Here is a 24,553-nt window from a genome sequence, read left to right on the forward strand (position 1 = left end):
GCATGTTGGGGATAGTGGTGGGGCGACGTTTCCCAAACGCAAACAAGGGGCCACGGAATCACCCGTAACCCCTTGATTTAATGGATGGTAGGCGGAACAGGGCTCGAACCTGCGACATTCGCCGTGTAAAGGCGAACTACCCATATTCCCACCAATTCCCCACATTCCACTGCATGCGTAACTAATCGATATATATGCATATATATTTCTCGTTGATTCCCTTAACGGCATTCGATATCCTAACTTTGTGCTGGGAGTAGTGCTGGGAGTTACACGAGCACCCCTGCGAAGGAGGATACAATGCCGGGCGGCAAGATGAAACTTGAAAGAACCAAGACAGACTATCCCGGCGTCTGGCACATCGTGGGGACCGGGCTCGACGGGAAACCCGAACGCATCTATTACATCGGCTACCGTGTCGGCGGGAAATGGACCGAGGAAAAGGCAGGGCGGGCCAGACGCGACAGCATGACACCCGCCCGCGCAGCCGCGATCCGGTCCCGAAAAATAGAAGGCAAGGCTCCGACCAACGAGGGCAAACGTGAAGCAGAGCGCGAAGCACGGACGGCAGAAACCGGGCGATGGACAATTGATCGTCTGTGGACCGAGTGGAAGAAAGTCAACGCTGACAAGAAAGGCGTCGTGAAGGATAACAGCCGATACAACGTCCATATTAAAGCCCCCTTCGGCGACATCGAACCAAAGGACATCGACCCTCTTTCTGTTCGGCGCTTGTCTAGCACGTTGGTCAAGGGCAAGCGAGGGAAGAAACCCCTTGCCGTGTCCACCGTGGTATCCGTCCTAACGCTTCTCCGACGCATTGAGTTTTTCGGCAAGAAAAGCGGGTTGTGCGAAGGGCTCTCGTTCACCATCGAACTGCCGAAGGGATCAAAGCAAAAGACCGAGGACATGACCGAAACGCAGATGTCGCAATACGTTAAAACCTGCCGCGAATGGAAAGACTCACAAGCGGGCGCGTTCCAGTTGCTCGCGCTGTTCACCGGCATGAGACGGGCGGAAATACGCGGGTTGAAGTGGGTTGACGTTGACGACGACCGAGGATTTATCCATATCCGCGACCCCAAAGGCGGGACTGACCAGAAAATACCGATGAACGACCCGACACTCGAACTGGTCAAAACGATCCCGCACGTCAAGGGAAGCCCCTACGTCTTCACCGGCGAGATGGGCGGCATGATCGGGTTGAAGCAGGTTGGCGCGTCGGCTAAAGACATTCGCGATGCGGCGGGGCTCCCTGCCGACTTCCGCCCCCTTCACGGTCTACGGCATACGTTTGCCAGTCACCTGGCATCGAGTGGTGAAGTGGACCTATTCACGCTGCAAAAATTGCTCACGCACAAATCACCCCTCATGACACAGCGTTACGCCCACCTTCGTGATGATTCGATCAAGCGCGCATCGAACGTCATGGGACGCATTGTGGCGGGCGCTACGGCTCCAGTGGCAGTTGAATCAGGGGAATAAATAAACGTCACTCTCAAGGCGAATTTGTGCGAAACCGGGAGCAGATGATAGATTCGGGCTGGACGCCCATAATCAGATCAAGGCAGCAATGGCTGCGAATTAGAAAATCCGCCTTTCGAGGATAGGCCAACGGGCCAACTAGCGGGGCACCCTCACCCCGTTTCCCCGGATCATCTTGAGGCCGCATGGAGGGTGCGGACAATGCCTAGGCCGATCAAGGACAATCAACTCCCGCGGTTGTCCCGCCGATATTGGGAAGAAGAAGTTTTCACCCCCGTCTCCAAGCTAATCCGCGACAGCATGCCCGCCGACATTCAGACGCAAGCCCTAAGAATACTTGGCCACCATGAAGTAGGGGAGGCGCTACGATATCTTATGCTCGAAAACAGCCACGGATCGACCGACACCCGATATTTCCGAAGATTCGACACGGACAGCGGCGACGGGATCAACCTTTTCGGTATGATCCGCGAATGCGTCGAATGGGCCACCGTTCCCGATCCTGCTTTGACGCTAAAACGGGCCAAGGAAACATACTCGACCACCGACGATCCGAGAATGCACGACCTTTGTTTCAAGATGGTCTGTTCTGTCGCGAACGGGTTCCTTGCCCCCAAACGCCAAGGCCGCCAAGAAGACTACCGAAGGAATTTCCTTACGCTTTCGCTCGACTTCAGGTTGAGGCGAAAATTTGGGGTGGCTCCGGGTGTGGCGTCGTTCAAAGATGTTATCGCCTTTTTCCTGTCGGCAACGTATGGGGACGATACAGACCCGGAAGCTGTCAAGAGGGCTCTTACCAGACTCCGCAAGCGTGCCGTCGTGGACATTTATAAAGATTCCGACGGCAAGCTTTACAGAAAACTCCGCTTGAATCCGCTCAAATAGCGGGCTGAAACAGGGGACACAAACCCCGGCCCTACGTCCCCGTTTATCCGATAATCCCGTGTCAAATTACCTCTATACACGGGAGGGCTCAAGATGGACACGAATCAAACGCTGAATCTGCTCACTGCCCCGCAAGCCGCCGAATTTCTCAACCTGTCCCCGAAAACGCTGTCGAACCTCCGGAGCCAGTCACGCGGGCCGCGTTACATCGTCCTCCGGGGCGCTGGACGCATTCGGGGCGCGATCCGCTACCGGCATTCAGACCTGCAAGCATGGATCACCGACGGAATTGTCACCCCCAGCGGCGCTGAATGATGCGGGCGCGAATTAAGGCGGCGCTGCTAGCCCGCGTCACGGACGAATGGAACGCCCTACCGCCCGCCACACCGCGAATCCGTTCAACATGTGCCCTGCTGTGGCATGTGCTGGGTCCATGGCTCAAGGGGGAATGATGACGCCCCTTGCCCGCGTTTTGGATCGTCTCCCCGATGCGAAATGGACCCCGGCGGCTGGACAGTATCGGGCACGATGCCCGGCGCATTGGGACCGTAACCCCTCCCTCGACGTAAAGGAAGGGAACGACGGGCGCGTATTGCTCTGTTGTCGGGCCGGATGTCCGAATGAATCAATAGTCGAAGCGATGGGGCTAACGATGAAAGACATAATGCCCGAATCAGATTGGAACGGAAGCCGCCGCAACGTGTTCCCGGTATCGAGGCCGACAAAAATCAAGCCCGCCCTGGCCCCCGTTGCTCCGCCTTCCCCGCCAGACGTGGACAAGTATCACAGCGCCTTCCTTTCGACTCATGATGCGTTGGCGTACATGGAGACGCGGGGAATCGACCGCGAGACGTGCGAACGCTTCCGGATCGGCTACAAGACGACGACGGACGGGACCGGCTGTATCGGCTTCCCCACTTTCAAGGACGGCTCACCCCACCTGATTAAGTGGCGCACCCTTCCGCCGACGGAAAAGACCTTCCGGCGGGAACCAGCGGGCGCGACATCTACACTGTTCAACGTCGATTGCCTGAAAGATGCGGCGGGGAAAACCGTCTTTGTCGCGGAAGGTGAAATAGACGCCCTGACACTGTTGCAGGCATCGCCGGAAGCTCGCATCGTCGGAGTCCCGGTTGGCGCTGGAACATTTGAGCCCGAATGGGCCGCGGCGCTTGCCGATGCCGGAACTGTCTTTATTGCGTACGATGGCGACACCGCGGGGCGGGATGGGGCGATAAAAACCGCAAGGATGATCGGGCTGACGCGCTGCCGCATTATCCCGATGCCGGACGGGAAGGACGTGAACGACCTCTACTGCGACGACCCGGAGGGATTCCGGGGGCTGTTCATTAAACTCTGCAAAGCGGCTCCCCTAGCATCGAACGTAGAAGAAATAGACGCTACCGGGAAAGGCAACACCGACGCCATGAGCGAGGGAGACGATGGAACCTCCCCCCGCGTGCTTGACCGCCGCGATCCATACGACAACGCGAGAATCTTCCTTGAAGCAGAGCACGCCCACTCCGAAGGGCGGACCCTTAATCATTTCGGCGGCGTGTTCCGCCAGTGGACCGGGACGCATTGGCCCGAAGCCGACGATGGCGGCATCAGGGCGCGGCTGTGGGCCTTCCTTGCGGAATCCATGGTCGAAGGCGACAAGCAATTCAAGCCGACCCGCTCCACAACGGGAGACGTACTTGAGGCGCTGAAATCCCACGCCTACATTCCCCCGGACCTGGCTCCCCCGGCGTGGACGGAAAGGAAAGTCGAAGACCTTCCGCTCGCGTCCGAAATCGTCGCGTGCAATAACGGTCTGCTGCACATTCCCACGGGAGAACTGTCTCCGCACACGCCCCGCTTTTTCAACGCAAACGCGGTTCCCTTCGACTTCGACCCCGTGGCAACTTGTCCTCATTGGAAATCGTTTCTTGACGAACTGTGGGATGAAGACATCGACGCACGGGAGACGCTGCAAGAAATCTTCGGGCTGTTGTTGACGCCGGAGACGCGATACCAAAAACTTTTTTTGATCGTTGGTCCGAAACGAGCCGGTAAAGGTACGATCACGCGCATTCTATCCGCTATGCTCGGGCCTGAAAACGTGGCGCATCCTACCCTTTCGAGCATCGGCGGACAATTCGGGCTTGCTCCCCTTGTCGATAAATCGGCGGCAATCATCGAAGATGCACGGCTGGGCGGGCGGACTGACCAAGCCGCCCTTGCCGAACGATTGCTAACGATTTCCGGAGAGGATGCCCAAACGATTGATCGGAAATTCCTACCGGCGCTGACTCGACGGCTTTCAGTGCGCTTCCTGATCGTCTCGAATGAACTTCCCCGCATCGCGGACGTTTCGGGCGCGCTGACTTCGCGGTTCGTAATCCTCACGCTCAAAGAATCGTTCTTCGACAAGGAAGATACCGGGCTGACAGATCGACTGCTTACGGAACTTTCCGGCATCCTGAATTGGGCGCTTGCCGGATGGCGACGGCTCAAGGAACGCGGGCGCTTCATCATCCCTGAATCCAGCCGCGACGCGATGCAGGAACTCGAAGAACTTTCGTCCCCTATCTCGGCATTCATTCGACAACGTTGCGAATTGACTCCTGGCGCAATGGTCAGTTGCGAGCAACTATTCGAAGGATGGGGGAAATGGTGCAAGGAGCAGGGGCGCGATCACGCGGGAACGGCTCAAACCTTCGGGCGCGACATCCGGACGGCGATCCCCCGGATTGAAGTTCGGAGGCCGCACGGACTGAATCGGCAGTATAGCGGCATCCGTTTTCGGCCCGACGTAGGGACTGAACCGCAATGAACCGCGGTTTAAGCATTGCAGGATGGTCGGAAGGTAAAGATTTATCTAGCACATGATTAAAGTATGGGCCGCAATGCTCTGTGTCGCGGTTCATCGCGGTTCAAGGGAGGATTACGACGATGGCGAAACGACACCCCCGGCCCGATAAGGCGATGCAAGCGGCAATCGGTTCCGGATTCTATCAAGCGATACAGGACAAGACCGAAGGGGATAAGGCGCACCGTTGTTGCGGACGATGCCTTGAGGCACCAGCAACGGATTCGAGCGTCGGCGAGGTGCGTTCCCTGCGTGAAGCGGCGCTGCGAGCGGACGACCGACAGGCCGACATGGATGGGTTGATGATGGGAACAGACGAAATGTAAGATATGACGTTGAACGAAATAATGAAGGAATGATGGGCTAAACCTGACCGCTCTCCCGGATGTCCACCTTTTGAGCGATCTGCATCAGGCCCGAAAGGTTCGCGGTCGATTTCCCCGTTTCCAACCGCTCCTTGTCGAATAAGATGCCGAAACCGAGAACTCTATCACGCGGGGCCATTTTTTTTATATCCGCGTCCGTCAGGTTGTCGAGTAACATTTTTTGCTTTGCTGCTAGAATTGCCCCGCGATTCGATCTGAAAGACGCCACCGTTCCGAGGTCGATCCCATTCCTCACCAGTAATTCATGAATGGATTGTTTCGAGGCCCCCATGATCTTTCCTATTTCCGCGTAAGATAATCCTTTCTCACGGTATCCAATGGCAGTGTCAAGGTCAAGCCCTTTAGGTGAATTATTTGGTTTTTCATATATAATCATACGTTACTCCTGATAGCAATATAATAAGACGACAATTATAACCAAACACATCATCATTATCTTTAATCTAGATTAACAATATTTACCATACTACGTAATATATTTTACCGAGTCAATAAAATATACCAAAAGAAACGCGTACCCATCACGATCAATTGATTTTGCAGCAGTCCATCACTTAGCATGCACATTTTGAACAATAATTGTATCATGATAAAAGAAATATTGCGTAATTTGGAAAATAAAACTATCGAAATAAACTAGCAAACGAATTCTTTGTTTAAGATATTTCAGCAACAAGGTGTTTTTCAACAAAATGCCTCATTGCTTGTGCGCTAGTATATGCAGAGTATTTTTGATAGCTGTCCATTTTTGATGGATCAGCATAATCAACAACAGATTTCATAGAAAATGCTATAGGGTGTGGAGATGCTGCTTCTTCAGCAGCAGCAAAGATACTATAGGTTTCCATTTCTATCCCTAATATTTCCCTGTGCTGTTCTTTAATACGTTCTGCAGTAACTCCATCAGCAAGCACGGATGCCCCAGAGGCCAATGGTCCTCGGTAAATATTTAATTCATGATCTGGAGCATCGGATGGCCAATCGCTTTTAATTTTCTGGAATAATCCTTTTTCTAGTACAAATTTTCTTATAGCGCCTCTCAAATTGGGGTTGAGTGATATTTGATATGGAGCAGATGAAAATGACAATTTCCCATCTTTAATCACCCATTTACCACTTCCCCAATCCCAAGATGGATCGGCGATAATAATGTCTCCATATTTTGTTTTCCCCGCAATTCCCGCGGTTATACCCGTCATTCCTATATAAATGGGCTTAAATAGATTTATTAATTTGGTCGCGAGTATGGCTGAATACGGAAGACCAGTCCGAGTAGCTGATGCTGCATATACCTTAAATAATTTTTCGTTGTGCTTAATCTCCCCTTGAAATATAATTGCTGAATCATTAGGTATTACTATTTGCTTCCAATTCCATGGAATCTGTTTAACACTTGACAACTCAGGGTTTTCAAGAGCACAAACAATGACTAAAAAAGATTCATTTTTTGTATCTAAGCGTTCACATTGTTTTGATAATAATATTTGCTGAGTCCTATTTCTAAGACGATCTTCCCAAGATTCAGAGCTTTCATCGTATTGCATAATCATTATTAATCGCTGATCCATTGCTACTTTAGCGATATTATAAATATCTGAATAAGCCGTAATCCCTATAATATTCGCGGGAATGACATACCCATCTCTTTCAAATATTTCATCCAATAGCTTTATTCCAGCATCGGGTTCTATATCAGTTCCCAATCGATTAGGTACCGCAATGTCTAACATCATTAAGTCATAGTGTTTTTCTCTTAATTTTGTTTTTGCGGAATGTATATCAAGGACATAACAGATGTCACCTTCATCGACGCCTTCAACAGACGTAAGAACTCTTATTAAGTTTGCGAGTTTATCATGGTTGTCTTCAATAATAAGTATGTTCATATACTTTACTCCGCACTTAATGCAGTTTTAATTAATTCATTCAACTGGTCTTTCCATATATCAATCGTTGGGTTATAGTATACAGTTCCTATATAGCAATCTTTATGAGCGGCCATTAATTCGCGATCTAGTTCCTCTAAATTCAAGGCATCCTTACCTTCACCAAATCTATCATAGGCGGTAACAACTATCACTGGAGACCTGATATCCCTGCGATCCATTTGTCTTAATATTTCACGGCCTGCATATGCTTGAGGTCTTCCACCATCTTCGTTAAAACTTTGGTCATATGTTGGTAGTGTCATATCAAGCAATACAATACTTACTTCAGAATTTATTATTTTCCTTAATCCAGACTGGAGGGACATTGCAAGTGTGATCTCGCAACCAGGAAACGACTCCTTAAGAGAATTGCATATTTGTAAACGTTTATTTTCATCATCTTCAACTAGTAAAATCTTCAATTGGCACCTCCACTCCATAAATCTGAAATTTTACAAAAAAACGATCATTTTCTCGTATCCCGAAATCATATTCAAGTTTCTTTTGATTACTTCTAAAATCATGTGTCAGTATTTTTCCAATTTTATGAAATCCAGTTCCGCCTTCAGACGATATGGATTTGCCGTAATTACCTTCTCGCATCACTTCTTTAATTGCGTTAATTTTAACATTGGTCTCTCTAATATTTATTGTTTTACCAATTTCATTTTCAATCTCAATATTTATAACCCCTTTATCGTAAAAAACAGTAACAAATGCTTCGGGCCGATCTAGAAGCCCAGAATGGCGAACAATATTTTCAAATATAATAAATAATATATCGACGAAGCTTGTAAGCAACTTCCCCTTGAAATGGATTTTTGGCATATCCTCATTTGTAGCTATGTGAACGTTAAAATTAGTTGAATACATCTTTACGCTTTCTTCACCTATATTAATCGCATCTTCGATAAGGAATGGATCATTCGCAGATATCTTAGAAAGTCTAAACCATTCTTTTATACGGTCCATTACAAGTTGCATGTCTGTCATGGTTGTTCTAATAGTATTTCGTAAATCACCTATATTTATTACATTATCGTGGCTATCAATTTTAGTCATTAATGAATCAAATAAATTGTTTACTTGTGATTTACCATTTGTATCAATAACTTTTCTAATCTCAGACAAGTTGGTCATCAATAAAGAGTTGAAAAAATTAAATATGATTTCCAAAAAATCATCAAAAGCCGTATCCGATGTGATTAAAGTTGCCAATTGCATTGTATCGGTCTTATATAGTGAGAAATCAAACAATCCTTTTTCTTCAGGTGACTTTTTTACTTGTATCCAATTATTGTTAATGTCAGATATTAATTTATCAAATCCCTTTGAGTACTCCTCAAAAGCAGTATCAAATTCAGATAAAAGCTGATCCCCCTCGATATGGAGCTTGTTAATCCAATATTCATTCCGCCGATATTTGCCTGTATTATTATCAATCCTCGTGATAAGATTTGCTGATTCTAAATGTCTTCTTAATTGGCCGGATAAAGTCCCATGACGAATCCTAACACTTAGGTACCCATCTAAACCGTATTCAGTGCTAGAAATAAACGCATCACGCAATTCTATAATCATATTCTCAAATATCTCATATGCTTCATTCGTAGGGGTAGGGAATGATATCCCTGAATTAGACAATAAATCGGGTAATATAATTTTACTTTCCTCTGCAATCGAATTATTATCCGATTTAATGCCGTGCGCTAAAAACGATATATATCGTATGTATATTTCTTTCATTGATTTTGTTACATGTTTCCTTATACCTTCAATATCTACATATATTTTACTTTGCTCTACTTCTCGCATACGTTTTTGAATTGTAAGTCTCTTTAGTATGTTTTTAATTTCATCCTCATGTAATTCATATCCGTCTACTTTATTTTCAATAAGGAACTTACACACAGCTAAACGTTCTTCGGCAACATCCGTAGAGCCGGAAAATACAATGGAGTTATCCATTATTGGCTCAATGCACAAATATTTTAAGAAATAATATATCTTCTCTCGATCAAATTTATCTACTATTTTGTTTATTTCAGATGGACGTGAGATGCCATTACTCAACAGGAAGTCTTCGTAGGCAAATGCTCGTAACGAATCATATTTATTGTCTATGTATTTTGAATATAAATCATAAAATATAGAAAGCGATATGTCATTTTTCATTCTTCCTCTAATGTCTTTAGTAACCATATCAGCAATGGTGGTGATTGGAATAATATGCCTAACGCTTGCATCGTTAATATATTTAGCAGTTATAAACCGTATACATTCCTCTAACTCTCCATTCAGAATATATCTAGCGATGGTTATAACTATTGCTTTGTTATTATAAAACCGATATTTTGATAACTCCAACTTTGATAATACTTCATCGATATTACTCCATTTACTATTTATTCTCATTATTTCTGCTTCAAGCAAACATTTTTCCTCATCTCTTAATCCAATTGCAATATCTTCGCTATAAACCCCCTCATTCAAGCACTCGACACAACCAAGAGCCGAATTAATACCATAATTGTCTTTATACATATCAATCATGTTAGCAATATCCGATTTACCGCCTAACGATAACATCCTAAACGGGTTCAATAATGGATGAGTAAAGGCATAATTAATTAATGGAAAGGTAATGTACCGATCTCCATTGATATAATCTGACGACGTTTCTATTCCTAAATAATTACTAAGACCGAAAGCCCATTGGAAATGGAAATTATTAATTGCTATTTTTGACAAATAACTTACATCATCTTCAAATGTATTAGAGTTATTTATAACAGAGGCCATTCTTATCGATATTTCTTGAAGTAAGCACTTCTTAATATTATCGACATTAATATTTTCAATTGAAAATATTTTTGATAACAACTCAATATTTTCAAATAAATCAGGATGCAACTCAACATTATCTTTCAGCAGGTCAGTTGATAATTCTATATTTCCTTTATAGAATTGGTTTAAGGCATCAACGTATTTGTCATATTTGTGTTCGTCGCGGATAGGTATCTTAAAGATACTTTGCAGGAGACGTAACATCCGGCTGTCATTAATATCTGCCGCAAATCGTAGCACCATATTTTTTATGCAATTTAACTCTTCCAAATATCCTTTATGAATTAATACCTGTATTACCCTAACAAACCCCTCGTAATAATCTATAATTGACCCGGCGCATTCATTTCTCAAAATGTCGCTTAAGTCTTCTTTGTCATAATCTATATCTGGGTCTATATGGTATTTGAGGTATACATACGTGTCCTTAGGCATTGACATTTTAGATGTATGATTCTTAAATATAGAAGAAAATCTATTAGTAGTTATAGTTGATTCGTTCCTAATGCTTACATAATATGCTATGTATTGTGCCGTTCCATTTTTTATCGCCGTATCTTTTATAAGGCGAAAGTATTTTTTTTGTGATTCTAGCCCGCCCGTAATATCTAGTAAGTTTAATTTTGTCTTTATAAGCCAAATTGATTGTCCATAGGTCTTTTCAATTCCATTCAATATTTCTAAACATTTCTCGTAATCGCTATTTAAAAAGGATTGTTGGTACTCTAACGATAGGGCGAGAAAACCTTTAATCTCACTTACATATATATTTAAGTAAACGCATGCCCACCGTAACTCGCTTCCAAAGTTTATCCTATACAATGGAGCTATCCCTTTAAGTTCTTTTAGAGAGCGGGGGAAATCCTTATGAAATACTAAAGGTCTTAATATTGGATTTGATCGAACCCAAGAAATCAATTCTGGGTAAGTACTTTGCCCCAAAATAATTCTAGCATCAGATAAAACAAGTATCGGTTTTTTTAAGCCGCGTAATTTATTCTTATATTTTAACAATAATGAGTTTGGCGCTTTATTTTTATGTTTTTTATCTTTCCGCATTTATCAACCACCATTCATTATTTATTAAACCGTAAATAACAAAATAATAGCTACACAATTATGTAGGTCGTATCCTGAAATTTTTAGTAAAAAAATAAAACGCCTTCGGGTCGATTCCAACATGAAGGGAATACTGGGGAATATATTTCTTGGCCGAGTCGGAGTCCTCATCCCTTTAGTTACCGCATATAAAGCGTTATATTGTTTTTAAGGGCATCATACGCCATTTATCGAAAATAAAAAGATGTCAATCAACTACAGCATTGATATCCACGCCCGAATGCCTGCGATTATTTAACATGCCGACTATGCGCATTGGCGAATGCTTATATGAATTTGAATAGGTCACCCGACTGCTTGCCTCATGTTACGGGAACGCGATGGGAGCATTCCCCGTTTCCAGACTTGTTAACAGGTCGACCGTGGACCGGATGGAATGAGTTGCGCCGGAGGGAAACCCTTTTTCTTGAAGTCGATAAAATACAGGGCGAACTTACGATACCCCGGCACCGATTCTGACCCCCCCCCCGACGCCCTCCCAACGGGCTAAATTTATTTTCGCTGATGTCGCGAATATTCCCACACGTGAGAGTTTGACGGGGTTAATTTCGATGAGGGGTTTGCTTGCATGTCCTTGCTGCATGCTGGGAGTAGTGCTGGGAGTGAGATATTATAGACGCAAACAAGGGGCCACGGAATAACCCGTAACCCCTTGTTTTAATGGATGGTAGGCGGAACAGGGCTCGAACCTGCGACATTCGCCGTGTAAAGGCGACGCTCTGCCAACTGAGCTATCCGCCCACGTTCGTGAATACACGTGGATCGATCACAATATCAGAGCACCGACGGCGGGTCAAACGGACCGGCGGCCCCCTTCCCCGCACCGCCCGGGTCCGGTATGATGTCCGGCATGAGAATACTTTTGTTGGGGTGCAACGGGTTCGTCGGGCGGCAGGCCGCGGCGACGCTGGCGGCGAGAAGCGACGTGAGCGCGCTGATCCTCGCCGATTACGATGTCCGGATCGCGAAGAAGCTGGCAAAAGCGCTGTCGCCCAAGTGCAATTGGGCGATGGTCGACGCAAGCAAGAGGCCCGACCTCGAGCGGTTGCTGCACGACATCGACGTCGTCGCGTCGGCCGTCGGTCCCGCCGCCACCTACGAAGAGACGATCCTGTCGGCCTGCGCGCACAAGGAAGTGCCTGTTGCCATCATCGGCGACGCGAAGCTCCACGAGAATGCGCGGCGCGAGCTCAACGCCGCCCTTCGCCACGCGGGCGTGCCGGCGATCACGGGCTGCGGGCTGATGCCCGGCTGGACCGACCTGCTGCTCGAACGCTTCCTGGCCGGCGGCACCGGGCCCGCGCGGACCGGCGACCCCGTCCCCTTCCTCTTTTTCTCCCCCGACCGCTTCGGCGGGTACGCCTTCTACCGCCGCACTATCCTCCACCGCTCGGGGGCGGTCGAAGCCCCTCCAGGTGCCCCGCCGGGCCTGTGGCGCGCCACCCTCGACGGGCACCGGGTCGGCATCCCCTCCGGAAAGCCGGCGCGCCGTTACCGGCTGCTCGAGCTCACGTTCGGACGTCTCGGCGGCATCGGCAACGAGTTCTTCTCGGCGTTCCTCTATTGGGCGAAAGACGGCATGCGGGGGGAAAAAGGGAGCCCCGTGGCGATCGCAGGCGTCTACCTGCCCGATGCCGAGGGCGGTCGGACCGCCACGGTGACCGACCCCGACGGGCGGCTCGCGGCGGCGACGCTTTCGGAGATGACCGTCCGCCTCCTCGAGGCGCACCGCCGGAAAGAAAGCGGCCTCCTCTCGCCCGCCGCGCTGCTTGGGAAAAAGGAGGCCGAAGATATTGCGAAGTCGGTCGGCGCCACGATCATCGTCGCACGCCAAGCCGCGATCAATGACGCTGGATAACGTCCCCTTCGCTTGATCCGGCGCCCGGCGGGATCATCCCGCTCGTGTCGGGCATGATGTCTTCGGGAAGCGCCACGGGCGGCGCGCTTCCGCGAATCCCCTTGCCCAGCGCCTCCTCGATCACCTCGTCCATGTGACGCACGAAGCGGATCGCGAGCCCCCGCTTGATCTTGGCCGGGATCTCGTCGAGGTCTTTCTCGTTCTCGGCCGGCAGGATCACGGTCTTGATGCCGCCCCGGTGCGCCGCCAGCAACTTCTCTTTAACCCCGCCGATCGGAAGCACCCGCCCGCGAAGCGTGATCTCGCCCGTCATCGCCAGGTCGTTGCGGACCGGGATGCGCAGCAGCGTCGACGCCAGTGCGGTCGCCATCGTGATGCCGGCCGACGGGCCGTCCTTGGGCGTGGCGCCCTCGGGCACGTGGATGTGGATGTCGAGGTTCTGGTAGAACGACTTGTCGAGCCCCAGCGCCTCGGCGCGCGACCGGACGTAGGACAGCGCCGCCTGGGCGGATTCCTGCATCACTTCGCCCAGCTTGCCGGTCACCTTGAGCGACCCCTTGCCCGGCATCGTGACCGCCTCGATCAGCAAAAGCTCGCCCCCGACTTCGGTCCAGGCCAGCCCCATCGCGACGCCCGGCTGCCCGACCGCCTCGGCCTCGCCGTGCCGGAAACGCCGCGGCCCCAGGTATTTCTTGAGCGACGCCGGCGTGACCACGATCTTGCCGGCCTCGTCCGGGTGCGTCACGACCTCGCGCGCCACCTTGCGGCAGACGGCGGCCAGCTCGCGCTCCAAACTGCGGACGCCCGCCTCCCGGGTGTAGTACCGCACGATGGCGAGGATCGTCGCGTCGGGAATCGAAACGCGCGCCGGCGACAATCCGTGCTCCTCGAGCTTCTTCTGGACGAGGTGCCCGCGGGCGATCGCCACCTTCTCGTACTCGGTGTAGCCTGACAGCCGGATGATCTCCATCCGGTCCTGGAGCGGTCCCGGTATGCCGTGCAGCATGTTGGCCGTCGTGATGAACATGACGTCGGACAGGTCGTAGTCGACGTCGAGGTAGTGGTCGTTGAACGCCACGTTCTGCTCGGGATCGAGCACCTCGAGCAGCGCGGACGACGGGTCGCCGCGGAAATCCGTCGACATCTTGTCGACCTCGTCGAGCAGGAAGACCGGGTTGACGGTGCCCGCCTTGCGCATCTGGTGGAGGATCTTGCCCGGCATCGCGCCGATGTAGGTGCGGCGGTGCCCCCGGATCTCGGCCTCGTCGCGCACGCCGCCCAGCGACATCCGGACGAACTTGCGCCCCATCGCCCGGGCGATCGAGCGCGCCAGCGACGTCTTGCCGACGCCGGGAGGCCCCACAAAGCAGAGGATGGGCCCCTTGAGTTTGCTCACGAGCGAGCGGACCGACAGGTATTCGAGGATGCGCTCCTTGACCTTCTCGAGCCCGTAGTGGTCTTCGTCGAGGATCTTCTCGGCCTCGAGGATGTCGAGCTTGTCGTCGGTGCGCTCGTTCCATGGAAGCGACAGCATCCAGTCGACGTAGTTGCGGCTGACCGTGGCCTCGGCCGACATCGCCGACATCATCCGAAGCTTCTTGATCTCTTTGCGCGCCTTCTCGGCCGCCTCGGAGGGAATCCCCTTTTCCTTCAGCTTTTCCTCGAGCTCGTCGGCCTCGTTCTTGCCGTCCTCGCCCTGCCCAAGCTCTTTCTGGATGGCGCGCATCTGCTCGTTGAGGTAGAACTCGCGCTGCGAGCGCTCCATCTGCTTCTTGACGCGCCCCCGGATGCGCCGCTCGATGTCGAGGATCTCGACCTCGGACTCCATCAGCACCAGCAGCTTCTCGAGCCGCTCCTCGACGGGCTCGGTCTCGAGCAGCATCTGCCGGTCGGAGATCTTGAGCGGCAGGTGCGCCGCGACGGTATCGGCCAGACGGGAGGGATCGGCGATGGCGGCCGCCTGCGCGATCAGCTCGGTGGGAATCTTCTTGCTGAGACGGGCGTAGTTCTCGAAGGAGGCCTGCAGGTTTCGCACGAGCGCCTCGGTCTGGAGCCCCTCGGACACCGCCCCGGAGACGATATCTTCGGCGCTGACCTGAAAATAGCGGTCGTTGGGCAGGTAGTGGAGGATGCGGGCGCGCCGCTTCCCCTCGACGAGCACCTTGACGGTGCCGTCGGGCAGCTTGAGGAGCTGCACGATGTGGCTGACGGTGCCGATCCCGTGGATGTCTTCCTCGGCCGGCTCGTTGGTGGAGGCGTCGGTCTGGGATGCGAGCATGATGAGGCCGTCGAACGAAACCGCCGCCTCGAGGGCGGCGATGGACTTGTCGCGGCCGACGAAGAGCGGGACGACCATATAGGGGAAAACGACGATGTCGCGCAACGGCAAAAGCGGGAGGATCATCTTGCGGTCATCCATGGCCACCTCTCGCTATTGGGAAGATTATGCCAATTCGGCTTTTTTGCCCTCGATGATCTCGGGCTCGTTCTTGCCCTCGACCACGTCTTCGGTGATGACGCACTTGCGGATATCAGTGCGCGACGGGATGTCGTACATCACGTCGAGCATGATGTGCTCGAGAATGGAGCGCAGGCCGCGGGCCCCGCCCTTGCGCAGGATGGCCTGGCGCGCCACCGCGCGGGTCGCCTCTTCGGTGAACTCGAGCTTGACCCCCTCGAACTCGAACAGCCGCTGGTACTGCTTGACCAGCGCATTCTTGGGACGCGTGAGAATCTCGACGAGCGCGGCCTCGTCAAGCTCGTGGAGCGTCGCGACGACCGGGATGCGGCCGACGAACTCGGGGATGAGCCCGAACTTGATGAGATCTTCGGGCTGCGTCAGCTCGAACAGCTTGCCGAGGTTGCGCTCGTGGCGCGACTGGATGTCGGCCGCGAAGCCCATGGTCTTCTTGGTGGTGCGCCGGTCGACGATGCTGTCGAGCCCGACGAACGCGCCGCCGCAGATGAACAGGATGTTGGTCGTGTCGACCTTGATGAAATCCTGCTGCGGGTGCTTGCGGCCGCCCTTGGGCGGGACGTTTGCGACGGTGCCCTCGAGGATCTTGAGCAGCGCCTGCTGGACGCCTTCGCCCGAGACGTCGCGCGTGATGGACGGGTTCTCGGACTTGCGGGCGATCTTGTCGATCTCGTCGATGTAGACGATGCCGCGCTGCGCCTTCTCGACATCGTAGTCGGCCGCCTGGAGCAGGCTGAGAATGATGTTTTCGACGTCTTCGCCGACGTAGCCCGCCTCGGTGAGCGTGGTGGCGTCGGCGATCGTGAAGGGCACGTTGAGGATGCGGGCGAGCGTCTGCGCCAGGAGCGTCTTGCCGCTGCCGGTGGGGCCGAGCAGCAGGATGTTGGACTTCTGGAGCTCGACGCCGTCGAGGCCCTTGGACTCGACCCGCTTGTAGTGGTTATAGACGGCGACGGACAGGATCTTCTTGGCGCGCTCCTGGCCGATGACGTAATCGTCGAGCGTCTTGCGGATCTCGGCCGGCTTGGGAAGCCGCTTGCGCTTTTCTTCGAGCTGCCCGTCGAGGTCGTATTCTTCGGAGATGATGTCGTTGCAAAGCTCGACGCACTCGTCGCAAATGTAGACCGTCGGCCCTGCGATCAGCTTCTTGACCTCGTTCTGCGCTTTGCCGCAGAAGGAGCAGACGAGAAGATTGGCCTTGTCGGTATATTTCCGGTTCAAAAGGTGAATCCTCCGTCAGTCAACGATCGGACGCCCTGTCAGGATCCGCTTCTCGACAACCTGGTCGATTATACCATATGCCTTGGCCTGCTCCGCCGACATGAAGTAGTCGCGCTCGGTATCGGCCGCCACGCGGGAGACCGGCTGCCCGCTGTGGTGCGCGATGATCTTGTTGAGCTCCTCGCGCATCCGGAGGATTTCTTCCGCCTGTATTTTGATGTCGGTCGCCTGCCCGCGGGTTCCGCCCATCGGCTGGTGGATCATGATCCGGGCGTTGGGCAGCGAGGTGCGCTTGCCCGCCGTGCCGGCCGCGAGCAGCACGGCCGCCATCGAGGCCGCCTGCCCGATGCACACGGTGGCGATGTCGGGCTTGATGAACTGCATCGTGTCGTAAATGGCCATGCCGGCGGTGACCACGCCGCCGGGGGAGTTGATGTAGATGTTGATGTCCTTGTCGGGATCCTCGGCCTCGAGGAACAGCAGCTGGGCGATGACGAGGTTCGCGACGTCGTCGTCGATGCCGGTGCCGATGAAGAGGATCCGGTCCTTGAGCAGCCGGGAATAGATGTCGTAGGAGCGTTCGCCGCGGCTGGTCTGCTCGACGACGATGGGGACCAGACTCATTTTGCGGCCTCCTTGGACTCGGTGGCGTTGTCAATCAGGAACTGCATGACCTTGCGCTCCATCAGCCCCATCCGGAGATGGTCGAGCCGCTCCTCGTCGCCGTAGATCTCGCGGACCTTCTCGAACGCCATGCCGGCGCCGGTCGCCATCTCTTTCATCTCGGCTTCCATCTCGGGGTAGGAGACGTCGATGGTCTCTTTCTTGCCGATCGCCTCGAGCAGCAGGGAGACGCGGACCGAATCGGCGGCGCCCGGCTCGAAGCGCTCCTTCATCTTGTTGAAGTCCATGTTGAGCTGGCGCAGATCGACGCCCTGGGACGCGAGCCGGCGCGCCGTGTCCTCGATCATCGTGCGCGTCTGCCGGTCGATCAGCGTCTTGGGAATCTCGAATTCGTTCTTGGCGAGCAGCCCCTTGCGGATGTCGTCCTCGGCGCGCTGGCGCGCATGGTCGTTGCCCTCGGCGACGAGGCGCTCGCGCAGCCTGGCGCGCAGCTCGTCGAGCGTGGCGACCTCGGGGAAGTTCTTGGCCAGCTCGTCGTCGAGCGCTGGCAGCTTCTTCTCCTTGATGCCGTTGACCGTGACCTTGAACGCGACGGTCTTGCCGGCAAACTTGTCGGCGGGAGAATCGGCGGGGAACACGATCTCGAATTCGCGGTGGTCGCCCGTCTTCACGCCGGTCAGCTTCTCTTCGAACTCCTTGCCGAAGGGCACCCCGCCCTCGAGCAGGACGCCCAGCGAGTCTTTGCTCTCGACCTGCTCGCCCGCCTCGGATGCGACATAGGCGATCTCGACCAGGTCGCCGGAAGCCGCGCCCCGGGACTCGACCGGCTCGTAGCGGCCGTACGCCTCGCGGATGCGGGCCACGGAAGCCTCGACGTCGGCGTCGGTCACCTCGACCTTCTCCTTGGCGACGGGAATCCCCTTGTAGTCCTTCGGCTCGACGTCGGGCGTGACCTCGACGACCGCGGTATAGGTGAAGTCGGCGCCGTCGACGATTTCGGCGCCGTCGACCCTGGGCATCGAGAGGACGCGCAGGTCGTTGGTCTTCACGGCCTCGGCCAGCGTCTCGCGGACCAGCTTCTCGGCCACGTCGCCCTGGACCGCGTCCTTGTAGAGGCGCTTGACCATGGACATCGGCGCCTTGCCGGGACGGAAGCCGCGGACGGGGACCATCTTCCGGACCTCGACAAACCCTTCCTCGATCCGCTTGGCCACTTCTTCGGCCGGAACCTCGACCGTGATCTTCTTTTCGATGCCGCTGACCGCTTCGATGCTCGTTTTCATCGCGTTCGTCCCACCCCTTTTGGATTATTTCGGTATTCGATCGATTCTGGTGCGAGAGGAGGGATTTGAACCCTCACGGTTGCCCACCGGATCCTAAGTCCGGCGCGTCTGCCATTCCGCCACTCTCGCGTAGCAATGCCGTTTTGACGTAAACGTACAGTATATATGAACTTATGTTTCAGGCAACCGGTAAGGAACCGGCGGGGAGGGGGGTGTCGAAGGTCATGCCGAAGATGTAGCGTCCCGGCCTTTCCTCGTCGGCGCGGAACCAGATCACGGTGCCGGAGACCGAAAACGGGGAACCGGCCGCCGGCCGGACCTCGGCCTCGATCCGGTTGCGCACGATCATGAGGGTGTCGTACATGATGTGGATGCCGTCGGGAGCCAGGCGCGGGGACGCCACCGACATCCCGGTATGGGACAGGTCGCGCAGAAGCGCGGAGACCGGGGTCGAGACACGCCCGGCCTCCTTGCCGTCGCGCACGACGAAGACCACCTCGGTGTCGGGAAGCCCGACCCGGCTCGCAGCCCGTCGCTCGCGGCCGAAACGGCTCATGCGGGAACGTCCCGGCCCTTTCCTTCTTCGTCGAGCCGTCGCATCCCCTCCATCATCAGTTGCATCTCGTCCATCTCGATCGTGCGGACGGCGGTGGTCTGGCCGTGCGCGATGACGAAGGGGCCTTCCTGCCAGCGCAGCATCTTGTAGAACGCCTCTTCCCCGCGCGCGGTGCCGACTTCGCAATGGCGGATCCGGCCGTTCTCGAAGAAAATGCGCCCTTCCTCGTCCTCCCGTGTGACGGTTACGCAGGCGGTCTTCAGCCCCAGGTGGAGCGTCTGGACGATCTCGGGGATGCCCAGGTTCTTGAGGTCGCCGACCACGCCCGTGCTGGGTCCCGGAGACGCCCCCTTCTTGCGCTTTTCGTCTCGCCGGATCACATTGCGGATCTTGGCCGCCAGCAGGACGAAGTCGACCGGCTTGAGCATGTAGTCCTCGGCGCCCAGATGGAGCGCCTGGATCTTCACGCTGTTGTCGTCGCGCCCCGACAGGAATACGACGGGCAGGTCGGCGTATTCGGGCTTCTCGCGCAGGCGGCGCAGCATCTCGAGGCCGTCGGTCCCCGGCATGATGACGTCGCTCAGCACCATGTCGGGCTTGGCGCGCGCGATGTGGAGCAGCGCCTCCTCGGCGTTGTCGGCCGTGTCGACGTCGAACCCCTCGCTGACCAGCTTGAGCTTGAGCAGCGTGAGGTAGTCGACCTCGTCGTCGACCAGCAGGATCTTGGGCTTGGAGCCGACGCCCCGGAAGAAGTATTTCAGTTCGACCACCTTGCTGAAGTGCTCGACGACCTCGGGATCGAACTGGGTGCCGACGTTCTTGTGGAGCTCGAGCACCGCCTCTTCGCGCGAGAGCGCGCGGCGGTAGGGTCGGTTGGCGGTCATCGCGGCGAAGGCGTCGACCACCGACAGAATGCGGGCGCCGATCGGGATCTCGCGACCCTTGAGCCCGCTCGGGTAGCCCTTCCCGTCGTAGCGCTCGTGGTGGTGGATGATGATCGGCTTGATCTTCCAGGGGAAGTCGATCGACTCGAGGATCTTGGCGCCGTTTTCGGAGTGGGAGCGGATGGTGCGGATGTCGGCCTCGGACATCTCTTTCTTGCCCGAGAGGATTTCACTCTTGATGCCGATGCGGCCGATGTCGTGGAGCAGCGATGCGACGACGATCTCGTCGATCATCTCCTGGGACAGCTTCATGTCCTCGGCGACCGACCTGGCGTACTCCATGGTGATGTGGGAGTTGCCGCCGAAGAACGGGTCGTTGACCTCGAGAAGGCCGACGAGGATGTCGATCGTGTCGACCAGGCAGTGCTTGAGACGGTCGTCGGCCGGAAGCGTCGCGGCCGGGACGGTGCGTTCTTCGGCGGAGGACTCCACGAGCTCGAGGATCTCGCGCTGGTCGAGGATGAAGTCGGAGGGCCCGAAGCGGAGCACGTCGTCGGAGCTGCGGATGGTGGTGAACGACGAGACGACGATGACGCGCGTCTTGGGGGAGAGGCGGCGGATGCGACGCTTGAGCTCGACGCCGGAGAAGTCGGCAAGGAACAGCTCGACGAGGACGAAGTCGAGCGCGCTGTTGGTGACGATCTTGACGGCCTCGGCGCCGGAGGACGCGAGCGACACGCTGAAGCCGGCCTCGGTCAGCAGGTTCGTCAGCATGTCGCGCACGCCGGGATCGTTGCTGATGACGAGGATCGACTTCCGCATGGAGGCGGTCACGTCCTGGGTCGCGCCAGGAGATCTTGCCCGGTCATCTCGGGCGGTTGCGGAATCCGGAGGATGGCGAGCATCGTCGGCGCCACGTCGGCCAGCGCCCCGTCATCGGAGAGCCGCCCCCCCATCGCCTGCGGGTCGGCGTAGACGAAGGGCACGAGGTTGGTCGTGTGCGCCGTCATCGGCTCGCCGGTCTGCGCGTCGACCATCGTCTCGCAATTGCCGTGGTCGGCGGTCACCAGCGCCACGCCTCCGCGGGCCCACACCGCTTCGACAACGCGCTGCAGGTTGGCGTCGACCGCCGCGACCGCCCGCATCGCCGCGGGCAGGATGCCGGTGTGCCCGACCATGTCGCCGTTGGCGAAGTTGAGCACCATGGCGTCGTAAGCGCCCGAGGCGATCTCGGCCACGGCCCGGTCGCCGACCTCGCGGGCGCTCATCTCGGGCTTGAGGTCGTAGGTGGCCACGCGCGGCGAGGGGATCATCGCCCGGGTCTCGCCGGGGAATTCCTTCTCGATGCCGCCGTTGAAGAAATAGGTGACGTGGGCGTATTTCTCGGTTTCGGCGATGCGCAGGTTGCGCACGCCGTACTCGGCGAATACGTCGGCCAGCAAATGGGTCATCGGCTGGGGCGGGAACGCCACGGGCAGCCCGAACGTCGCGTCGTACTCGGTCATGCAGGCGTAGGAGAGCCCGAGCCGCTCGGGGCGCGGGAACCCGTCGAAGGGCTCGATCGCCAATGCCCGGGTGATCTCGCGCGCGCGGTCGGCCCGGAAGTTGAAGAAGATCACGGAGTCGCCGGGGGCGATGGCGCCGACGGGACGGCCGTCGCGGGCGATCACCGCCGGCTCCATGAACTCGTCGGTCTTGCCCGCCGCGTACGAAGCGCACACGGCGTCTGACGGATCGGAGGCCGGGACGCCCTCGCCGCGCACCATGGCCTTGTAGGCGCGCTCGACGCGGTCCCACCGGTTGTCGCGGTCCATCGCGTAGTAGCGGCCCATGACGGTGGCAATCTCGCCCGCGCCCAGCCGCTGCATCTCGGCGCGCAGGTTGTCGACGTGGTGGATGCCGCTGGTCGGAGGGGTGTCCCGTCCGTCGAGGAGGACGTGGACGAGGATTTTGTCGAGGCCGCGCGCTTTCGCCATGCGGATGAGGGCATAGAGGTGGGTGCTCAGCGAGTGGACGCCGCCGTCGGAAAGCAGCCCGACGAGGTGGAGAGCCTTGCCATTTGCGCGCGCCGAATCCATCGCGTCGACGAAGGCGGCTTTCTCGAAGAAGTCGCCGTCGCGGATCGACTTGCTGATGCGGACGATTTCCTGGTAGACGACGCGGCCCGCGCCGAGGTTGAGGTGCCCCACCTCGGAATTGCCCATCTGGCCGGCGGGCAGGCCGACCCGCTCTTCGGATGCGTGGATGAGCGTGTGCGGAAACTCGCGCCAGAGGCGCCCGAAAAAAGGCGGATCGGCCAGGGCCACCGCATTGGCGTCGCGCGCCTGGCGGTAGCCCCAGCCGTCCATGATGATCAGTGCGACGAAGCGTCGTGACATGTCAGAGATTATAGAACACTTCCCTGCCGTCGAAGCGCGCGGTGGCGCCCAGCTCCTCCTCGATGCGCAGAAGCTGGTTGTATTTCGCGATCCGGTCCGTGCGGGAGGCGGAGCCGGTCTTGATCTGGCCGGTGGAGAGCCCGACGACGAGGTCGGCGATGGTGCTGTCCTCGCTCTCGCCCGACCGGTGCGACACGACGGCGGTCCAGCCGGCGCGCTTGGCCATCTCGACCGCGTCGATCGTCTCGGTCACGGTGCCGACCTGGTTCAGCTTGATGAGGATGGAGTTGGCGACATCGGCCTCGATCCCCTTCTTGAGGATCGACGGGTTGGTCACGAAGATGTCGTCGCCGACGATCTGGATCTTCTTTCCCAGGGCGTCCTTGAACATCTTCCAGCCCTTCCAGTCGTCCTCGCCGAAGCCGTCCTCGATCGAGACGATCGGGTACTGGCGCACGAGAGACTCGTAGAACTTGATCATGCCCTCGGCGTCCTTCTTGGCGCCGCCCGACTTCTTGAATACGTATTTGCCCTTCGTGCCGAACTCGGAGGCCGCGCAGTCGAGCGCGATGCCGATTTCCTTGCCCGGCTTGTAGCCCGCAGCCGTGATGGCCTCGAGGATGACCTCGATCGCCTCCTCGTTGGACTTGAGCGACGGCGCGAAGCCGCCCTCGTCGCCGACGTTGGTGTTGAGTCCCCGGCCCTTGAGCACCTTCTTGAGGTTGTGGAACGTCTCGACGCCCATGCGCAGCGCGTCGGAGAAGCTCTTCGCCCCGTAGGGCATGACCATGAACTCCTGGATGTCGACGTTGTTGTCCGCGTGCGCCCCGCCGTTGAGGATGTTCATCATCGGAACGGGCAGCGTGCGGCCGCCGACGCCGCCGAGGTAACGGTAGAGGGGAAGCCCGCAGGCATCGGACGCCGCGCGCGCGACGGCCATCGAGACCGCCAGGATCGCGTTGGCGCCCAGCTTGCCCTTGTTGGCGGTGCCGTCGAGGTCGATCATCATCTCGTCGATCGCGACCTGCTCGACGGCATCCATCCCGAGCAGCTTCGGGGCGATCGTCTTGTTGACGTTGCGCACCGCCTTGAGCACGCCCTTGCCCATGTACTGCTTCGGGTCGCCGTCGCGCAGCTCGACTGCCTCGCGCGTGCCGGTCGAGGCGCCGGACGGAACGATCGCGCGCCCTTCGGCGCCGGACTCGAGCAGCACCTCGACCTCGACCGTGGGGTTTCCCCGCGAGTCGAGCACCTGGCGCCCGTGGACATCGATAATCATCGTCATGGTGGGACTGGACCTCCGGATACGGTTTTTGTCGGCGCGGTGGGACGCGCCCTCAAATGAAAAACCCCGGCCGGGAATGGGCGCCGGCCGGGGAAAGTTGATCGGGATGAAGCGGGGATTCGCCGGTTACTTCTTCTTCTTCTTGCCGCCGATCGCTTCCTTGAGGCCCTTGCCCGCGGTGAACTTGGGGAGCTTGGCGGCCGCGATCTTGATGGCAGCGCCGGTCTGGGGGTTGCGGCCCGTACGCGCCTTGCGCTCGCTCACGGAAAAGGTGCCGAAGCCCGTCAGCGCCAGCTTCTCGCCCTTCTTCAGCGTCTTTTCGACCGCCGAGAGAAAAGCGCCGAGCGCCTTTTCGGCTTCGTTCTTCTTGATGCCGGCCTCTTCCGAGATGAACGTGACCAGATCCGCTTTCGTCATTGCACTGCCTCCTGAAGTTTTTTTTCCTGGATCTTCTGCCGCCGGATCGGGGACGCCGGCCGGGAATCTG

19 protein-coding genes and 2 tRNA genes are annotated in these 24,553 nt (G+C 55.7%); 6 read left to right on the forward strand and 15 right to left on the reverse strand.

From position 1 onward, the window contains the following. Positions 1 to 300 precede the first annotated feature (300 nt). The 5 genes from VGK27_07310 to VGK27_07330 all read left to right on the forward strand — a co-directional run bounded on the left by VGK27_07310 (position 301) and on the right by VGK27_07330 (position 5,547). Positions 301 to 1,485 (forward strand): site-specific integrase, encoded by a 1,185-nt coding sequence (locus VGK27_07310; protein HEY3489913.1) that lies wholly within the window; start codon positions 301 to 303, stop codon positions 1,483 to 1,485. A gap of 201 nt (positions 1,486 to 1,686) precedes the next feature. Then, positions 1,687 to 2,370 (forward strand): hypothetical protein, encoded by a 684-nt coding sequence (locus VGK27_07315; protein ID HEY3489914.1) that lies wholly within the window; start codon positions 1,687 to 1,689, stop codon positions 2,368 to 2,370. A gap of 93 nt (positions 2,371 to 2,463) precedes the next feature. Then, positions 2,464 to 2,685, forward strand: a complete 222-nt coding sequence (locus VGK27_07320) for a helix-turn-helix domain-containing protein (protein HEY3489915.1) — start codon at positions 2,464 to 2,466, stop codon at positions 2,683 to 2,685. 337 nt (positions 2,686 to 3,022) lie between these two features. Beyond that, positions 3,023 to 5,185 carry a phage/plasmid primase, P4 family gene (locus VGK27_07325; GenBank protein HEY3489916.1) on the forward strand — a complete coding sequence of 721 codons (2,163 nt, stop codon included), beginning with the start codon at positions 3,023 to 3,025 and terminating at the stop codon, positions 5,183 to 5,185. Between the two features lie 119 nt (positions 5,186 to 5,304). Further along, a complete protein-coding gene (locus VGK27_07330) occupies positions 5,305 to 5,547 on the forward strand; it encodes a hypothetical protein (GenBank protein HEY3489917.1) in 243 nt (80 codons plus the stop codon). 37 nt (positions 5,548 to 5,584) lie between these two features. On the opposite strand, the gene VGK27_07335 is transcribed toward VGK27_07330, so the two are convergent. From VGK27_07335 to VGK27_07355, 5 genes are all read right to left on the reverse strand, one after another. Continuing rightward, entirely contained in the window at positions 5,585 to 5,983 is a 399-nt protein-coding gene (locus tag VGK27_07335) for a hypothetical protein (protein HEY3489918.1), read from the reverse strand. A 280-nt stretch (positions 5,984 to 6,263) separates the two neighbouring features. Continuing rightward, complete coding sequence (locus tag VGK27_07340) at positions 6,264 to 7,493, reverse strand: hypothetical protein (GenBank protein ID HEY3489919.1); 1,230 nt, start codon at positions 7,491 to 7,493, stop codon at positions 6,264 to 6,266. A 5-nt stretch (positions 7,494 to 7,498) separates the two neighbouring features. Next, the gene (locus VGK27_07345) at positions 7,499 to 7,957 is read right to left on the reverse strand and encodes a hypothetical protein (protein HEY3489920.1); all 459 of its coding nucleotides are present in this window, start codon (positions 7,955 to 7,957) and stop codon (positions 7,499 to 7,501) included. Then, entirely contained in the window at positions 7,938 to 11,441 is a 3,504-nt protein-coding gene (locus VGK27_07350; protein HEY3489921.1) for a hypothetical protein, read from the reverse strand. Before VGK27_07350 ends, VGK27_07345 begins: the two co-directional genes overlap by 20 nt. Positions 11,442 to 12,166: 725 nt before the next feature. Further along, positions 12,167 to 12,242: transfer RNA gene (locus tag VGK27_07355), tRNA-Val, on the reverse strand. Positions 12,243 to 12,351: 109 nt separating this feature from the next. Between VGK27_07355 and VGK27_07360 the strand changes: the two genes are divergently transcribed. Next, positions 12,352 to 13,359, forward strand: a complete 1,008-nt coding sequence (locus VGK27_07360; GenBank protein HEY3489922.1) for a saccharopine dehydrogenase NADP-binding domain-containing protein — start codon at positions 12,352 to 12,354, stop codon at positions 13,357 to 13,359. Here the strand turns inward: VGK27_07360 and lon are convergent. The 10 genes from lon to VGK27_07410 form a co-directional block, all read right to left on the reverse strand. Continuing rightward, entirely contained in the window at positions 13,343 to 15,778 is a 2,436-nt protein-coding gene (gene lon, locus VGK27_07365) for an endopeptidase La (protein ID HEY3489923.1), read from the reverse strand. The two genes, VGK27_07360 and lon, sit on opposite strands and share 17 nt — an antisense overlap. Positions 15,779 to 15,802: 24 nt before the next feature. Beyond that, entirely contained in the window at positions 15,803 to 17,056 is a 1,254-nt protein-coding gene (gene clpX / locus VGK27_07370) for an ATP-dependent Clp protease ATP-binding subunit ClpX (GenBank protein ID HEY3489924.1), read from the reverse strand. A 15-nt stretch (positions 17,057 to 17,071) separates the two neighbouring features. Continuing rightward, a complete protein-coding gene (clpP, locus tag VGK27_07375) occupies positions 17,072 to 17,680 on the reverse strand; it encodes an ATP-dependent Clp endopeptidase proteolytic subunit ClpP (protein ID HEY3489925.1) in 609 nt (202 codons plus the stop codon). Further along, entirely contained in the window at positions 17,677 to 18,963 is a 1,287-nt protein-coding gene (gene tig / locus VGK27_07380) for a trigger factor (protein HEY3489926.1), read from the reverse strand. Before tig ends, clpP begins: the two co-directional genes overlap by 4 nt. 47 nt (positions 18,964 to 19,010) lie before the next feature. Then, positions 19,011 to 19,092: transfer RNA gene (locus VGK27_07385), tRNA-Leu, on the reverse strand. Positions 19,093 to 19,141: 49 nt separating this feature from the next. Beyond that, complete coding sequence (locus VGK27_07390; protein ID HEY3489927.1) at positions 19,142 to 19,519, reverse strand: PilZ domain-containing protein; 378 nt, start codon at positions 19,517 to 19,519, stop codon at positions 19,142 to 19,144. Next, a complete protein-coding gene (locus tag VGK27_07395) occupies positions 19,516 to 21,225 on the reverse strand; it encodes a response regulator (GenBank protein ID HEY3489928.1) in 1,710 nt (569 codons plus the stop codon). The genes VGK27_07390 and VGK27_07395 overlap by 4 nt, the downstream gene beginning before the upstream one ends. A gap of 8 nt (positions 21,226 to 21,233) precedes the next feature. Continuing rightward, the gene (gene gpmI, locus VGK27_07400) at positions 21,234 to 22,781 is read right to left on the reverse strand and encodes a 2,3-bisphosphoglycerate-independent phosphoglycerate mutase (GenBank protein HEY3489929.1); all 1,548 of its coding nucleotides are present in this window, start codon (positions 22,779 to 22,781) and stop codon (positions 21,234 to 21,236) included. 1 nt (position 22,782) lies between these two features. Next, complete coding sequence (gene eno, locus VGK27_07405) at positions 22,783 to 24,066, reverse strand: phosphopyruvate hydratase (protein ID HEY3489930.1); 1,284 nt, start codon at positions 24,064 to 24,066, stop codon at positions 22,783 to 22,785. A 126-nt stretch (positions 24,067 to 24,192) separates the two neighbouring features. Further along, the gene (locus VGK27_07410; GenBank protein HEY3489931.1) at positions 24,193 to 24,483 is read right to left on the reverse strand and encodes an HU family DNA-binding protein; all 291 of its coding nucleotides are present in this window, start codon (positions 24,481 to 24,483) and stop codon (positions 24,193 to 24,195) included. Positions 24,484 to 24,553 lie beyond the last annotated feature (70 nt).

This window comes from Candidatus Deferrimicrobiaceae bacterium (assembly GCA_036504035.1).
GTDB lineage: Bacteria > Desulfobacterota > Deferrimicrobia > Deferrimicrobiales > Deferrimicrobiaceae > JANXPS01.

What these genes read in the sequence shown, in the direction of transcription:
- VGK27_07390 (HEY3489927.1), bottom strand. Translation starts at nt 19,519, where the DNA reads ATGAGCCGTTTCGGCCGCGAGCGACGGGCTGCGAGCCGGGTCGGGCTT.
- gpmI (HEY3489929.1), bottom strand. Translation starts at nt 22,781, where the DNA reads ATGTCACGACGCTTCGTCGCACTGATCATCATGGACGGCTGGGGCTAC.
- tig (HEY3489926.1), bottom strand. Translation starts at nt 18,963, where the DNA reads ATGAAAACGAGCATCGAAGCGGTCAGCGGCATCGAAAAGAAGATCACG.
- VGK27_07315 (HEY3489914.1), top strand. Translation starts at nt 1,687, where the DNA reads ATGCCTAGGCCGATCAAGGACAATCAACTCCCGCGGTTGTCCCGCCGA.
- VGK27_07410 (HEY3489931.1), bottom strand. Translation starts at nt 24,483, where the DNA reads ATGACGAAAGCGGATCTGGTCACGTTCATCTCGGAAGAGGCCGGCATC.
- VGK27_07335 (HEY3489918.1), bottom strand. Translation starts at nt 5,983, where the DNA reads ATGATTATATATGAAAAACCAAATAATTCACCTAAAGGGCTTGACCTT.
- eno (HEY3489930.1), bottom strand. Translation starts at nt 24,066, where the DNA reads ATGACGATGATTATCGATGTCCACGGGCGCCAGGTGCTCGACTCGCGG.
- VGK27_07330 (HEY3489917.1), top strand. Translation starts at nt 5,305, where the DNA reads ATGGCGAAACGACACCCCCGGCCCGATAAGGCGATGCAAGCGGCAATC.
- VGK27_07325 (HEY3489916.1), top strand. Translation starts at nt 3,023, where the DNA reads ATGAAAGACATAATGCCCGAATCAGATTGGAACGGAAGCCGCCGCAAC.
- VGK27_07310 (HEY3489913.1), top strand. Translation starts at nt 301, where the DNA reads ATGCCGGGCGGCAAGATGAAACTTGAAAGAACCAAGACAGACTATCCC.
- VGK27_07360 (HEY3489922.1), top strand. Translation starts at nt 12,352, where the DNA reads ATGAGAATACTTTTGTTGGGGTGCAACGGGTTCGTCGGGCGGCAGGCC.
- VGK27_07350 (HEY3489921.1), bottom strand. Translation starts at nt 11,441, where the DNA reads ATGCGGAAAGATAAAAAACATAAAAATAAAGCGCCAAACTCATTATTG.
- clpP (HEY3489925.1), bottom strand. Translation starts at nt 17,680, where the DNA reads ATGAGTCTGGTCCCCATCGTCGTCGAGCAGACCAGCCGCGGCGAACGC.
- VGK27_07320 (HEY3489915.1), top strand. Translation starts at nt 2,464, where the DNA reads ATGGACACGAATCAAACGCTGAATCTGCTCACTGCCCCGCAAGCCGCC.
- lon (HEY3489923.1), bottom strand. Translation starts at nt 15,778, where the DNA reads ATGGATGACCGCAAGATGATCCTCCCGCTTTTGCCGTTGCGCGACATC.
- VGK27_07340 (HEY3489919.1), bottom strand. Translation starts at nt 7,493, where the DNA reads ATGAACATACTTATTATTGAAGACAACCATGATAAACTCGCAAACTTA.
- VGK27_07395 (HEY3489928.1), bottom strand. Translation starts at nt 21,225, where the DNA reads ATGCGGAAGTCGATCCTCGTCATCAGCAACGATCCCGGCGTGCGCGAC.